The sequence below is a fragment of the Burkholderia sp. HAN2018 genome (assembly GCF_024704855.1).
GTDB lineage: Bacteria > Pseudomonadota > Gammaproteobacteria > Burkholderiales > Burkholderiaceae > Burkholderia > Burkholderia cepacia.
Genome location: NZ_QOBB01000039.1, coordinates 13,887 through 25,886, shown reverse-complemented (window position 1 = coordinate 25,886; position 12,000 = coordinate 13,887). Strand labels below are relative to the sequence as shown.

Here is a 12,000-nt window from a genome sequence, read left to right as displayed (position 1 = left end):
GATTACGCGGCGCTCGTCGTCGGGATCACATAGTCGGTGAACCGCACGATTTCCTCGCCCGCCCATTCGTTGATCTTGAGGAATTGCTGTTGCAGCGGCACGATTTCGTTCCGCCCGAACACGCGCGCGGCAGTGTCGGCCGCGCCGAACCCGCCCGTGTTGCTCGGGACGATGCCGAGCAACTGCGGCGGCACGCGGTGGGCCGCAAGCGTGTCATCGCGCGTCACGTTCTTGATGTCGAAAAACTGGTCTTTCGCTGCAACCTCGGAAATCGGGATCAGTTGGACCGCGCCTTTTTCGCCGCCGCTGTTTCGCGCGGCCGAGTGCAGAAACAGGTTCCGGAAATTGCCGATGCCTTTCGAGTCGCGTAACGCCTTCCGGATCGCGTCTACGTCGTCCGGGTCCATGTTCGGGTCATTCAGGTACAGGATGAACCCGGCGTGCGAGCCGTTCGCGTAGTAGCGGCGCCGAAACAGGGTCGCCGACTCGTTCAGCCACGCGGATTGCAGGGAAGCGATGTACTCGGGCATACCGTACACCTCCTGATTCACGTCCGGTTCCATCAACTGAAAGATCGAGCCCGTGTCGAACTGGTAGCGGTCGAGAAACCCGTCGATGAACACGAAGTTGACCAGATCCGTTTTCCGGCGCGTGTACTTTGCCGGGGAAGGGCGATAGCTGCGCGCTCCACCCATGCGGTTGCGCTCGCGTTCAAGGTACGCATCGCCGAAAACGAGAAAATCGAGTGCGAGGCGGCGGAACGCGTCGCGCGAAAACTTCGGATGCTCGATGAACGTCGAGGCGAGTACGTTTCGTTTGAAGTACAGCGCGGACGCGTGATGCGTGCCCGCGCGAAGCGATTTCGCGAGCCCAGGGCGGCTGATCGGTGGTTCGAAATAATCATCGATCGCCCACAGTTCGGCATAGTCGAGAATGTCGGCGCCGTCGATCGCGGCGACGGCATCGCCGAACGTGAAAGTTTCGATCGAAGAAAGCGGCGCACGCGTTGCAACGTCGTGCGCGTCAGTGGTCGGAACGAGGGCGGTGCTCATCAGTAAATCTCCACGGTGCTGCGCGCGCGGCTGGCACCTTCGAGGGGTTCGTTATCGAGCGCGTGAAGGCAGGCCCATGCAAGGTCAGCGTGGCCGATTTCCTCGTTACGCGCGGCGGTGTAGGTCATCTTTGCGCCGCTCGGCGTCATGGCTCGACGGATGGACAGGAACGATTGCGCGAGGTCAGTCATACCCGCGTCGAATTCCAGGCGCTTTTTCCCGATCACCGACATGCCTTTCAGGACAAGGCGGTTCTTCACTTCGGGCGAGTATTGGATCGGCACGACGCGCGGGAAGAACTGGCGCACGAGCTGGTGCACGCCGTGACCGATGCCGGTCGTGTCGATCGCGATATAGGTCACGTGGTAGCGCTGCGTCAGTTCGCGAATTTTCTCGGCCTGCGTTTCGAAGTCGATGCCCTTCCACCGGTGCCGCTCGAGCACGCGGAATTTTCCGTTCAGCTGCTCGGGCGGGGCGATGACGACGCACCCGGCCGAGTCGCCAGTAAGGGCAGGGTCATAGCCGATCCATACCGGTTTCCAGCCGAACGGCCGATCGAGCAACGGCTTTACGTCCGTCCACACGTCCCATGAATCGACCATGCACGCCTGTACGAGCCGGAAGGCGAACACCGAAGAGGTGTCGTCCACGAACTGGCACATATACAGGTTTTCGAAATCGGCGGGGCTGTTCGTTGAGCGCAAGTCCTCCAGATCCAGTTTCGTGAATCCCGATGCGATGGCATCCTCGGCCGTGACGATCTGCCGCCATTGCCCGTCGCCGCACTGGCGCCCGCGTGCAAGGGACGTATGGGAAATGTCGATCTCGACGCGCTCGTCGTCGGGACGGTCGCGGTTAAAGTCCGCGCCAGTCCAAAACGCATAGGCTTCGTGCGTCGTCGTGGACGGCGTAGAGAAGTGCGTCATCCGCAAATGCGAATGCGTCGCCATCCCCTTCGCAACCTTGTTCAGTTCCGCAAACTTGCTGACCCAGAAATACTCATCGAAATACAGGTCGCCGTTGTAGCTTTGGGCCGTTCGTGAACTGGTGCCGAGAAATATCAATTCCGCACCGTTCGACAACCGCATCGGATCGCCGGTTAGCTCAACCTGCGCAGCGTTCCACGCGAATTTCTGGATATACGAGCGAAACACGTGCGCCTGTGCGCGGCTCGCCGACAGAAAAATCTGATTCGTGCCGGTTTCGAGTGCGCGCACGAGCGCCTCGTGCGCGAAATAGAACGTGGCGCCGATCTGTCGTGACTTCAGGATGTTGCGGCGGCGCAGGTGTCGATTCTCGAACCACGTGTTTTGATGGCCGATCAGTTGTTCGCGCATCGCGTCCTTCAGCCGCTGTTCCTGCTCGGCCGTGATGACGTTGCGATTCGATTTGCGCGACGACGAGCGCGGCGATGTGCTCGGCTTGCCTTCGTTCGCCGTACCGCTATCGCCTCCGAAACTTTCGGCCCGCTCGGCGCGCACTTGAATGCGTTGCTGGCGCTCCATTTCTCGACCGAGCAAGTCGAGTTCTTTGAAGTCCTTCCCGTCCTTGTTCTCTTTCGCGATCAATACACGCTGTCGCTGCACGAGCGCATCGATAACCTTGTCGGTTGACGTTGCCTTGTCCCATCCCTCGCGCTGTTTCCACGTCTCCACCGTCGACCGCGGCTCGCCGATGTACTCGGCGATGGCGGCGATTTTCCATCCGCTCCAAAACAGATCACGTGCAACGCGACGCGTGGCGAGGTTCGTCACGTTCGTTGCGGATACATCGTTCGATGCCGGGAAGTCGGCGAAGGGGTTTGCAGGTTTGACCATGCGTCGAGCGTATCGCGCGCGCGAGCGCGAAATCGACCGTCTGAATCTGTACCCGGCCTGTCACACGGCAACGTGCGTTGAAGCGTTTGCCGCGCTCACGCACGATGGTGTTCACGCTCGATAAGCGGACAGGAATCAACAGGGAGAAAACACAATGAAGTTTGTGCGGGTGGCAACGGAGGGCGCGACGACAGACGGTCGCGACATCACGCGACAACAGATCGAGGAAATGGCGAGCACGTACGACCCGGCGAAGTACGGCGCACGCGTTTTCCTCGAACACTACCGGGGAACCATGCCGGATGGTCCGTTCCGCGCGTATGGCGACGTCCGGGCCGTCGAAGCGCGCGAGGTCGAGGATGGCAAGCTGGCGCTGTTTGCACAGATCGATCCGACGGACGATCTCAAGGCAATGGTGAAGGCTCGCCAGAAGGTCTACACGAGCGTCGAAATTGCGCCGGATTTCGCAAAGACGGGCAAGGCATATCTGTTCGGCATCGGCGTGACGGACAGTCCCGCCAGTCTCGGAACCGAAATCCTCACGTTCTCGCGGCAACACCCGGACCACTTCAAGTCCCGCAAGGGGGCACCGGAGAATCTGTTTTCGATCGGCGTCGAGGTCGACGCGGCGTCGCTCATCGGCGACGCGCCCGCCGATCCTGCCGCGTCGCCTACGTCGATCGCATCGGCCGTGGTGGCGAAGTTCGCCGAAATGTTCGGGTTATCGCCGAAGACCCCGGCTCCGACCGCCGATGCAACGAAGGGTGACGCTGCGAAGGCAGGCGTGTTCGCACAAGGCGACGCGGCGAATGCCGACCTGATCACGCGGTTGTCGTTCCACAGCGCGTCGCAACAGGTCGTGATCGAAGGGCTGACGCGCGATATCGCTGCGTTGAAGGCCGACCGCGAGAAAGACCGCGAAGCGTTCAACACCCTGAGCCAGACGCTCGAACGTGAACCGGGCGCGACTGCGCGACCGAGCGCCACGGGTAGCGGCGATTGGGTCGCGACCGACTGCTGACGGCCGCCGGGCTCACTTACTACACATCGAATCACCGGAGAACACATGAACCCGATTACCCGGCGCGCACTGACGCGCTACATGGACAACATCGCGAAGCTGAACGGTGTCGCGAGCGTCGCGGAAAAATTCGCGGTCGCGCCGAGCGTCCAACAAACGCTCGAAAAGCGCATTCAAGAATCGGCGGCGTTCCTGCAAAGCATCAACGTACAGGGCGTGACCGAACAGATGGGCGAAAAGCTCGGCCTGCTGATCGGCGCGCCGATCGCGAGCACGACCGACACCACGAAGGCCGATCGAACCACGGTCGATCTGACCGACATGGACCCGAACGCTTACGTCTGCGCGCAGACGAATTACGACACGCATTTGAAGTACAGCAAGCTCGATGCGTGGGCGCAGTTCCCGAATTTCCAGACGATGGTGCGCGACGTGAACGCGACGCAACAAGCGCTCGATCGGATTCGAATCGGCTTCAATGGTGTGGGCCGGGCCGCGACGTCCGATCGCACGAAGAACCCGAACCTCGAAGACGTGAACAAGGGCTGGCTGCAGAAGTACCGCGATCAGGCGGGCGATCGCGTGATCAGCGAAGGGAAGAAGGGTTCGGGCAAGCTCGTGATCGGCGGCGTCGATGGTGATTACAAGAACCTCGACGCACTCGTGTACGAGGCGACGAATTCGCTGATCGAGCCGTGGCATGCGGAAAGCCCGGAACTGGTGGTGCTGTGCGGCCGCGATACGCTCCTGGACAAGTATTTCCCGATCCTCGATCGCGACAACCCGCCGACCGAATCGCTCGCGGCCAGTATGGTCATCAGCCAGAAGCGTATCGGCAATCTGCAAGCCATGCGAGTGCCGTTCATGCCGCGCGGCAAGCTGTTCATCACCATCCCGAAAAACCTGTCGATTTACTGGCAAATCGGTGGTCGTCGGCGCGCGGTGATCGACAATCCGAAGCGTGATCAGGTCGAGTTCTTCGAATCGAGCAACGAGGCGTATGTGGTCGAGGACTTCGGCGCCGGTTGCCTGATCGAGAACGTCGAATTCGCCGGTGCGCCTGCTCCTGCGGGCGGTCAGTAAGGTGCGGCGATGACGCGACATACCCCGATCACTCGGCACCTGATGCGCGTCGCCGCGTCGGCCGCCGCGCCCGGCGCAACGGTCATTGCCGATCCTGACGACACGCGCAGCGCGGTCGCAGCGAGCACGCAGCGCGGGCAGGACAGGGCGTACGAAATGATGCGCGCGAAGCTCGCGACGGATCAGCGGCGATTGAAGGAAACGCAATCCGTCGAGCGCAAGGTCGAAATCAAGCGCGAAATCCTGCCCGACTACGTTCCGTACATCAGCGAAGTGCTGGAACGCGACGCGGGCGGTCAGGATGACGTGGTGACAACGATCATGCTGTGGCGGCTTGACGCCCGTGACATGGGCGGGGCGATGGATATCGCCCGCTACGCGATCCGCCACGGGCTGACGATGCCCGCGCATTTCGATCGCACGCTCCCGGCGACGGTGGCCGAAGGGTTCGCCGACACGGCCGATGTGCCGTCGGGCCTGCTTGCCGAAGTGATCGACCTGACCGCGTCATTCGATATGGTCGATCAGATCCGCGCAAAGCTGTTCAAGGCGTACGGCGTGGCGCTGTCCGCGATCGATCCGGATGCCGCGCTTGCCGCGTTCCGACGGGCGTTCGAACTGAACGACAAGATCGGCGTGAAGCGCGATATCGCGCGGCTCGAAACGCTGCTGTCCGGCAAGGAATCTGCACCCGGTCCCGATGGTGGGGGCTCGGATGCGTAACGCGTCCCTCGCGACGTGGCGGCACGCGTGCCGGGCGGCAGGCATTGCGCCTTGCCAAGCGGCACGCGTCCACCGCCACCCCGAAGCGGTGCCGCGATGAACGATTTCGTTTCGACCGCACCTGTCCCGGCCGCGACCGCGCCGAAACCGGCCGATCCTGCCGTCGCCTCGGTCATCCCGGGCGATGGATGGTTTCCCGAAATCGATCTGCGCGTCGCCCGTGAAGTGATGCGCCTGCAAGACGGCACGATCACCGATGCGCGATTTCGCGATGCGGTGGTCGAAGGCATCGCGCACACCCGGGACGTGCTTGCCGCGTGGCGCGCCGATCGCGAGCGCGAAGGCGCGGCCGATCTGGCGGCGACCCTGAGCGGCGAAGTGGACGGCGTGAACGTGCAGGTGTCGCGTTTTCGCCGGGCCGTGTACGCGTGGGCGCTCGCGTGGCTGGTTGAGCGCTATCGCGGTTACGACACGTCAGCCAGTGGCGCGCGTCGGGCGGAGGCGCTGGATTGCTTGCCGGAAGACGCGCGGCGTGATGCGTATTGGGCCGTCTCGGACATCATGCGCCGCCAGCGCGTCACGGTGGACCTGATCTGATGAAGGTACGCGCACAACAAAACGAAACCGTCGACGCGCTCTGCTGGCGTTGGTACGGCCGCACCGATGGCGTGGTCGAGGCGGTGCTAGAGGCGAACCCGGGATTGGCCGATATCGGCCTGTTTCTTCCGCTCGGGTTCGAAGTCGAAATGCCGGACCCGACGGGGATCGCGGGAACGGCGCCGCTGGTTCAGCTATTCGATTGAGGTTCGTATGCGAAAAGACCCCAGTTTTCAAGATCACGGCGCGCGCGCTGTCGCGTTCCGCGCGCTGTATGCAGTGCTCGCGCTCGTGGTCGTCACGCGCAGCGTGTCGGCGCCGTACGCGCTCGCGGACATGATGATGCGGCGGGAGGGTTTGCCCGGCGCAATCCTGACGCTTGCCATGATCGGCATCGCAATGGTGCAGGTCGCCGACGTGTTGCTGAACGGCGTCCTGCCGCGACGGTGCGCGTGCGTGTGGCTCGTGCGGCATCGCCACGGGCTTTATGTCGGCGCGGCGTTCTGCTATCTCGTGCCGCCCTTCGTGTTTGCGCCGATCCTCGGCAATGCGTGGGGCGCTTATCTGCTGTATGTCGGAATGGCCGTTACCAGTCTGGTGCTGGCGTTCCACGATCAATTCGAAAAACGTCATCGGAGGGCTGCGTGCAAAACCTGATTCGGTATCGGTGGGTCTGGCTGGCGGTGGTGTGGCCGCCGTCGGCGTGGGCTGCAACGGTCACGTTCGGCGACGATCTGTCGAGCATCCCGCTCGCGGCCGTGACGCTGTGCCTGTTCCTGTCGTTCATTGGCGGGCTCGCGAGCACGTTGCAGAAGCTTGCGGCCGATGCGGCGCCGGTTCGCTCGATCGGGCTGGAAATCGCCAAGGATCTGGTGGTGTCGCTGGTGGCCGGGCTGCTGGCGTTCTTCGCGTCCGAATGGATGAATTTTCAGGCCGTGCTTGAGGCGGGCGTGATCACGCTCGCCGGGTATGGCGGTTCGCGGGTGCTCGATCGGGCGCTCGACCGCGCGTTGCGCGAAGTGGATCGCGGGGCAGACGCGGGCCGATAAGGCGCGCTCCGCACGCAGGCAATCAGGGAGGCTCTATGCAGTTGACGGACCATTTCACGCTGGAAGAATTGACGGCGAGCGACGTAGCGCGCACGCGGCAGATCGACAACACGCCGTCGGCCGCGACGGTCGAAAACTTGCGGCGTCTGGCGCAGACGCTGGAACAGGCTCGCGTGCTGCTCGGCGGCAAGCCGATGCAGATCACGTCGGGCTATCGTTGCCCGGCACTGAATCGCGCGGTGGGCGGCGTCGCCAGTAGCGCGCACCTTGCCGGGCTCGCGGCCGATTTCGTGTGCCCGAAGTTCGGCGCACCGCTCGACGTCGTGCGCAAGCTGGCGGCGTCGAATCTCGCGTTCGATCAGCTCATTCACGAGGGTGGCCGGTGGGTGCATATCGGCCTCGCGGCCGACGGCGTGAAACCGCGTCGGCAGGTGCTGACCGCTCATTTCAGCGGCGAATCGGCGTCGTACACGGTGGGCGCATGAGTCCGCTTGTCGCGAAGCTGCTGGCGGTCGGTGCGGCTGCGCTCGCCGCATGGGGGGGCGTTCGCTACGTCCAATCACTCCGTGCGGACGTTGCGGACGCACAGCAAGCCGCACGCGCTGCGCGCGATCAGGTGACGGCACGCGATCAGACGATTGCGCGACTGGAAGCGAATGTGCAGTCGAACGCTGAACTACAACGGCGGCTCGATACGACGCGCACGCAGATCAGCGCGGCGCAGGCGCGCATCGAAGCCGCAACCCGGAGAATCCTCAATGAAACGCCCGAATCTCGCGCATGGGCTGATACTGTCCTGCCTGCTGACGTTGCCCGCCTGCAAGCAAGCCCCGATCTCACCGGCGCCTGTGATTACCTTCAACGCGTGCCAGCCGGTGACGCGGTGCGCGTTGCCTGCGATGGCGCCCCAAACGAACCGTGACATGAATGCGGCGCTGCTGATGACGAAGGCCGCGTGGGCGCAATGCGCGGCGACAGTCGATGCGATTGCCTACTGCCAGGCGCGCGCCGAGCGCGCGGCTACGGTCGCAGATCCGGACGGTGCACGGTGAAAAAGCTCGATTCGTTGCGTGCCGCGATCACGGGTGCCGTTGCTTACTTGCCCGAAAACCCCGATCGTCTGCTTGTGTTCGTTGACGAAGGTGTGACCGAATCGAACGCGTCGCGCGCGCAGTCGTACGTGATTCGCTACGTGGCGCGTATCGTGCTGCTCGATTTCGCCGGGTCGACGTTCGCCCTGATGGGCGATATTGTCGAGTGGGCGAAGCGCAATCAGCCGGATATCGTGCAGAACCCGGATACGCGGCAGAACGGCATCACGTTCGAAGCGGACGTGCTCAACAATGGCGCCGTCGATCTGTCGGTCCGCGTCCCCCTGACCGAAAACGTCGTCGTGACGGTGGCGCCGGACGGTACCCGGTCGTATGCGTCCGTGGACGATAGCGCGCCCGGTAACGTCGATGTAGACTCGGCCGCATGGCTGGTCGACCCCGTTGAAACCATCCTCGTGGCGCGCAAACGGTGACGGACGATCTAACCGCACTCGATTCGTGGGTGGGCGAACTGCTCGCGAAGCTCACGCCCGCGCAACGGCGTGGCGTACTGCGCGCCATCGTGCGCGATCTGCGGCGCAGTCAGGCGGCCCGCATCGCGAAGCAAACGAACCCGGACGGAACGCCATTCGAACCGCGAAAGCGTGCGTCGGGCAAGCGCCCGCCTGCGCGTGCCGGTGCGGGCCGGATCAGGCGGCAGGCTATGTTCATGAAGCTGCGCACGACGCGGTTTATGACGGTCGCGGCGACGGCCGACGGCGGCACGGTTGGATTCGCCGGGCGCGTCGCGCAGATTGCCGCCGTCCACCAACACGGCGAGCGCGCCCCGGTTGCGCCGGGCGGGCCGGAATACCGGTATCCCCGTCGCGTGCTGCTCGGCTTCACTGAGCCCGAGCGCGGCATGATCCGCGACCACTACCTCAAACACCTTTCCCCCCGCTGACGCGCCGTCGCACGCGTCCGTCGCTTTTTCCTCGCTGATTTTGTACCCGGCCTGAGCCGTGGCGTCGTCGCTCGCCCGTCGATCGCGCGCGCGGCACGATGGCGTATCGAATGATTCAGCGGTGGGGCACACGTGGGACAGGCACAGGCTAACGAAGCGCAGCGACAACAGCGGAACGGGATTTTGCGTGGCCGCGTGGTCGCGGTCGATCTGGCCGACCCGACCGCGCCCCGGTGCCGCGTTGCGGTCGGCGACCCCGACACCGACGGCGAAGGGCTCACGACGAACTGGCTTCCGTGGAAGGCCGCGCGTGCGGGCAAGGTCCGTACATGGAGCGCACCGAGCATCGGCGAGCCAGTGGTGATCGACTGCCCCGGCGGCGATCCGTCGCAAGGCGTGGTGTCCGGCGCCGAGTATTCCGACGACCATCCCGCACCGAGCACGAGCCCGAGCGAGCACATGATCGTGTTCGCCGACGGCGGCCGGATCGTCTACGACGACGCGAGTCACGCGCTCACAGTTGCGTTGCCTGCGGGCGCCACGATCCATTTCGCCGCGCCTGCCTCGGTGCTGATCGAAACGCAGGATGCGACGGTCAAGGCCCAAACCGTCACGCTCGACGCGCAGCAAACGACGTGCAAGGGCGCGCTCACGGTCGAAGGGCCATTCACGTTCCTGAGTGGCGCAACTGGTCAGGCAGGCGAGGGCGGTTCGGGCGCGGTCATGAAAATTCACGGCTCGGCCGATTTTACGGGCGACGTTACCGCAAGCGGTGTAAGCCTCGTGCGTCACCCGCACGATGCGCGGGGCGAGTTTTCCCGTACTTCCTCACCGATCGCGGGGGCGTGATGATCGGCATGAACGCACAGACCGGGCGATACGTTGAAGGCGTGGACCACCTGCGCCAGTCGGTCGCCATCATCTTTTCGACGCCGTTGCGCACGCGCGTGAAGCGGCGCCTGTTTGGCTCGGACCTGCCGGACCAGATCGACGCACCGGGCAATCAAGGGGTGCTCACACAAGTGTATGCCTCCGTCGCAACCGCGCTGATGCGCTGGGAGCCTCGGCTGACGCTCACGCGTGTCTCGATCGATCAGGACGCGATCACGTCGGGCGAATTCGCGTCCGGGACGTTGCCGGTCATCGTCGAAGGCTATACGACGGTACGCGGCGCTTCTGTTGACTTCCGCACGTCGGTTTCGGTCGAGGGCATTGGCGCATGAGTACCCCCATCGATCTGTCGCGCCTGCCCGCTCCTGATGTTGTCGAGGAAATCGATTTTGAGGCAATGCTTGCGGAGCGTAAGGCCGGATTGCTTTCGCTCGTACCGGACGACCGTCGCGCGGAAGTGGCGGCAGCGCTCGAACTGGAATCGGAACCGATTACGATCATGTTGCAAGAAAGCGTGTATCGCGAAATGTACCTGCGGCAACGCGTGAACGACGCCGCGCGTGCGGTCATGCTGGCGTTCGCTATGGACGGCGATCTGGATCAACTGGCCGCGCTGCTCGGCGTCAAGCGCCTGGAAATCACTCCCGCAGATCCGGAAGCCGGTACCCCGGCGGTGATGGAAGGCAACAGCGATTTGCGCTATCGCACGCAGTTGGCGCCGCAAGGGTATTCCGTCGCCGGTCCAGAGGGCGCATACCGCTCGCACGCGCTCGCGGCGCATGGTTCGGTGCTCGACGCATCGGCGACGAGTCCGGCCCCCGGTGAAGTGCTGGTGACCGTCCTGTCGCGCGACGGCAACGGCACTCCGTCCAAAGAGGTAATCGACGCCGTGACGGCGGCGCTTCGTGCGGACGACGTGCGCCCCCTCACTGACAAGGTGACGGTGCGTGGTGCGTCGATCATCGGATACGAGGTCGATGCGGTGCTGTTCACGTTCCCCGGGCCGGATTCGGGTGTCGTATTGAAAGAGGCTGCCGCGAAGCTCGCGGCCTACGTCGCTGAAACCCATCGTATCGGCCGCGAGGTCACGCTGTCCGGCATCTACGCTGCGTTGCATGTGAACGGTGTCGAGCGCGTGAAGCTGAACGCGCCGACCGCTGACGTTGAGATTTCCGCCACGCAGGCGCCGTATTGCCGGGCGGTCAAGATCACCCCGGGAGGCGTTTATGGCGGGTGATCTGCTGCCGCCGAACGCGTCGCCGCTGCTGCGCGCGATCGCGGCCGCGAATGCGCGGCTTGGTGAAGTGCCGGTGCCGATTCGCGACCTGATGAACCCGGACACGATCCGGCTCGATCTGCTGCCGTGGCTCGCGTGGCACTTGGGCGTCGTCACATGGAAAGACGACTGGCCCGAGCGCATCAAGCGCGCCCGCGTGAAAGCCGCTATCCCGATCGCGCGAAAGAACGGCACGGCCGCGGCTGTCCGCGAGGTGGTCGAAAGCTTCGGCGGAAACATCGCAATGCGCGAATGGTTCGAGCAAGACCCGCCCGGCAAGCCGTACACCTTTGACATGGTGATGACGGTCGCGGCGCAGGACGGCAACCCGCCGACCGCATCGTATATCGCCGACATTCTCGCGGAAGTAGATCGCGCGAAGCCCGTGCGCGCCCACTACACCTTCACGCAGGGGTTTGCTCTTAGTGGCTCGATCGGTGTCGGCGCTGGCGGACAGGCCGCGCTCTATCGTCGTCTGACGTTGACGGAACAATGA

General features: G+C 63.9%; 18 protein-coding genes. 16 read left to right on the top strand and 2 right to left on the bottom strand.

The annotated features are described in order from the left end of the window. Positions 1 to 2: 2 nt before the first annotated feature. Together DPV74_RS12730 and DPV74_RS12725 are read right to left on the bottom strand one after the other, a co-directional pair. Positions 3 to 1,052: a phage portal protein gene (locus DPV74_RS12730; RefSeq protein ID WP_119337321.1), complete on the bottom strand. Its 1,050-nt coding sequence runs from the start codon at positions 1,050 to 1,052 to the stop codon at positions 3 to 5. Then, the gene (locus tag DPV74_RS12725) at positions 1,052 to 2,869 is read right to left on the bottom strand and encodes a terminase large subunit domain-containing protein (RefSeq protein WP_119337320.1); all 1,818 of its coding nucleotides are present in this window, start codon (positions 2,867 to 2,869) and stop codon (positions 1,052 to 1,054) included. The genes DPV74_RS12730 and DPV74_RS12725 overlap by 1 nt, the downstream gene beginning before the upstream one ends. A 154-nt stretch (positions 2,870 to 3,023) precedes the next feature. Between DPV74_RS12725 and DPV74_RS12720 the strand changes: the two genes are divergently transcribed. From DPV74_RS12720 to DPV74_RS12645, 16 genes are all read left to right on the top strand, one after another. Beyond that, complete coding sequence (locus DPV74_RS12720; protein WP_119337319.1) at positions 3,024 to 3,890, top strand: GPO family capsid scaffolding protein; 867 nt, start codon at positions 3,024 to 3,026, stop codon at positions 3,888 to 3,890. A gap of 45 nt (positions 3,891 to 3,935) precedes the next feature. Next, on the top strand, positions 3,936 to 4,973 hold the full coding sequence (locus DPV74_RS12715) for a phage major capsid protein, P2 family (protein WP_119337318.1): 1,038 nt from the start codon (positions 3,936 to 3,938) through the stop codon (positions 4,971 to 4,973). Positions 4,974 to 4,982: 9 nt separating this feature from the next. Beyond that, positions 4,983 to 5,696, top strand: coding sequence for a phage terminase small subunit (gene gpM / locus DPV74_RS12710; protein WP_119337317.1), 714 nt, complete (start codon positions 4,983 to 4,985; stop codon positions 5,694 to 5,696). A 15-nt stretch (positions 5,697 to 5,711) separates the two neighbouring features. Beyond that, positions 5,712 to 6,293 (top strand): head completion/stabilization protein, encoded by a 582-nt coding sequence (locus DPV74_RS12705; RefSeq protein WP_240439970.1) that lies wholly within the window; start codon positions 5,712 to 5,714, stop codon positions 6,291 to 6,293. Then, on the top strand, positions 6,293 to 6,499 hold the full coding sequence (locus tag DPV74_RS12700) for a tail protein X (protein WP_027812682.1): 207 nt from the start codon (positions 6,293 to 6,295) through the stop codon (positions 6,497 to 6,499). Before DPV74_RS12705 ends, DPV74_RS12700 begins: the two co-directional genes overlap by 1 nt. An 85-nt stretch (positions 6,500 to 6,584) precedes the next feature. Then, entirely contained in the window at positions 6,585 to 6,950 is a 366-nt protein-coding gene (locus DPV74_RS12695; protein WP_240439969.1) for a hypothetical protein, read from the top strand. Further along, positions 6,938 to 7,342: a phage holin family protein gene (locus tag DPV74_RS12690; protein WP_119337314.1), complete on the top strand. Its 405-nt coding sequence runs from the start codon at positions 6,938 to 6,940 to the stop codon at positions 7,340 to 7,342. The genes DPV74_RS12695 and DPV74_RS12690 overlap by 13 nt, the downstream gene beginning before the upstream one ends. Before the next feature lie 35 nt (positions 7,343 to 7,377). Next, positions 7,378 to 7,827, top strand: a complete 450-nt coding sequence (locus DPV74_RS12685; protein ID WP_119337313.1) for a D-Ala-D-Ala carboxypeptidase family metallohydrolase — start codon at positions 7,378 to 7,380, stop codon at positions 7,825 to 7,827. Then, on the top strand, positions 7,824 to 8,264 hold the full coding sequence (locus tag DPV74_RS12680) for a protein lysB (RefSeq protein ID WP_119337312.1): 441 nt from the start codon (positions 7,824 to 7,826) through the stop codon (positions 8,262 to 8,264). Before DPV74_RS12685 ends, DPV74_RS12680 begins: the two co-directional genes overlap by 4 nt. Then, on the top strand, positions 8,152 to 8,394 hold the full coding sequence (gene lysC, locus DPV74_RS12675) for an Rz1-like lysis system protein LysC (RefSeq protein WP_240439968.1): 243 nt from the start codon (positions 8,152 to 8,154) through the stop codon (positions 8,392 to 8,394). Before DPV74_RS12680 ends, lysC begins: the two co-directional genes overlap by 113 nt. Then, on the top strand, positions 8,391 to 8,867 hold the full coding sequence (locus DPV74_RS12670; protein ID WP_119337310.1) for a phage tail protein: 477 nt from the start codon (positions 8,391 to 8,393) through the stop codon (positions 8,865 to 8,867). Before lysC ends, DPV74_RS12670 begins: the two co-directional genes overlap by 4 nt. Then, complete coding sequence (locus DPV74_RS12665; RefSeq protein ID WP_119337309.1) at positions 8,864 to 9,337, top strand: phage virion morphogenesis protein; 474 nt, start codon at positions 8,864 to 8,866, stop codon at positions 9,335 to 9,337. The genes DPV74_RS12670 and DPV74_RS12665 overlap by 4 nt, the downstream gene beginning before the upstream one ends. Positions 9,338 to 9,469: 132 nt before the next feature. Further along, positions 9,470 to 10,186 (top strand): phage baseplate assembly protein V, encoded by a 717-nt coding sequence (locus DPV74_RS12660; protein WP_119337308.1) that lies wholly within the window; start codon positions 9,470 to 9,472, stop codon positions 10,184 to 10,186. Beyond that, a complete protein-coding gene (locus tag DPV74_RS12655) occupies positions 10,186 to 10,560 on the top strand; it encodes a GPW/gp25 family protein (protein WP_119337307.1) in 375 nt (124 codons plus the stop codon). The genes DPV74_RS12660 and DPV74_RS12655 overlap by 1 nt, the downstream gene beginning before the upstream one ends. Continuing rightward, positions 10,557 to 11,465, top strand: a complete 909-nt coding sequence (locus DPV74_RS12650) for a baseplate J/gp47 family protein (protein WP_119337306.1) — start codon at positions 10,557 to 10,559, stop codon at positions 11,463 to 11,465. The genes DPV74_RS12655 and DPV74_RS12650 overlap by 4 nt, the downstream gene beginning before the upstream one ends. Beyond that, on the top strand, positions 11,455 to 12,000 hold the full coding sequence (locus DPV74_RS12645; protein ID WP_015875768.1) for a phage tail protein I: 546 nt from the start codon (positions 11,455 to 11,457) through the stop codon (positions 11,998 to 12,000). Before DPV74_RS12650 ends, DPV74_RS12645 begins: the two co-directional genes overlap by 11 nt.

Bases quoted from the DNA above. Each gene is read 5' to 3' on its own strand.
- DPV74_RS12730 (WP_119337321.1), bottom strand. From the start codon at position 1,052: ATGAGCACCGCCCTCGTTCCGACCACTGACGCGCACGACGTTGCAACG.
- DPV74_RS12725 (WP_119337320.1), bottom strand. From the start codon at position 2,869: ATGGTCAAACCTGCAAACCCCTTCGCCGACTTCCCGGCATCGAACGAT.
- DPV74_RS12720 (WP_119337319.1), top strand. From the start codon at position 3,024: ATGAAGTTTGTGCGGGTGGCAACGGAGGGCGCGACGACAGACGGTCGC.
- DPV74_RS12715 (WP_119337318.1), top strand. From the start codon at position 3,936: ATGAACCCGATTACCCGGCGCGCACTGACGCGCTACATGGACAACATC.
- gpM (WP_119337317.1), top strand. From the start codon at position 4,983: ATGACGCGACATACCCCGATCACTCGGCACCTGATGCGCGTCGCCGCG.
- DPV74_RS12700 (WP_027812682.1), top strand. From the start codon at position 6,293: ATGAAGGTACGCGCACAACAAAACGAAACCGTCGACGCGCTCTGCTGG.
- DPV74_RS12685 (WP_119337313.1), top strand. From the start codon at position 7,378: ATGCAGTTGACGGACCATTTCACGCTGGAAGAATTGACGGCGAGCGAC.
- DPV74_RS12680 (WP_119337312.1), top strand. From the start codon at position 7,824: ATGAGTCCGCTTGTCGCGAAGCTGCTGGCGGTCGGTGCGGCTGCGCTC.
- DPV74_RS12655 (WP_119337307.1), top strand. From the start codon at position 10,186: ATGATCGGCATGAACGCACAGACCGGGCGATACGTTGAAGGCGTGGAC.
- DPV74_RS12650 (WP_119337306.1), top strand. From the start codon at position 10,557: ATGAGTACCCCCATCGATCTGTCGCGCCTGCCCGCTCCTGATGTTGTC.
- DPV74_RS12645 (WP_015875768.1), top strand. From the start codon at position 11,455: ATGGCGGGTGATCTGCTGCCGCCGAACGCGTCGCCGCTGCTGCGCGCG.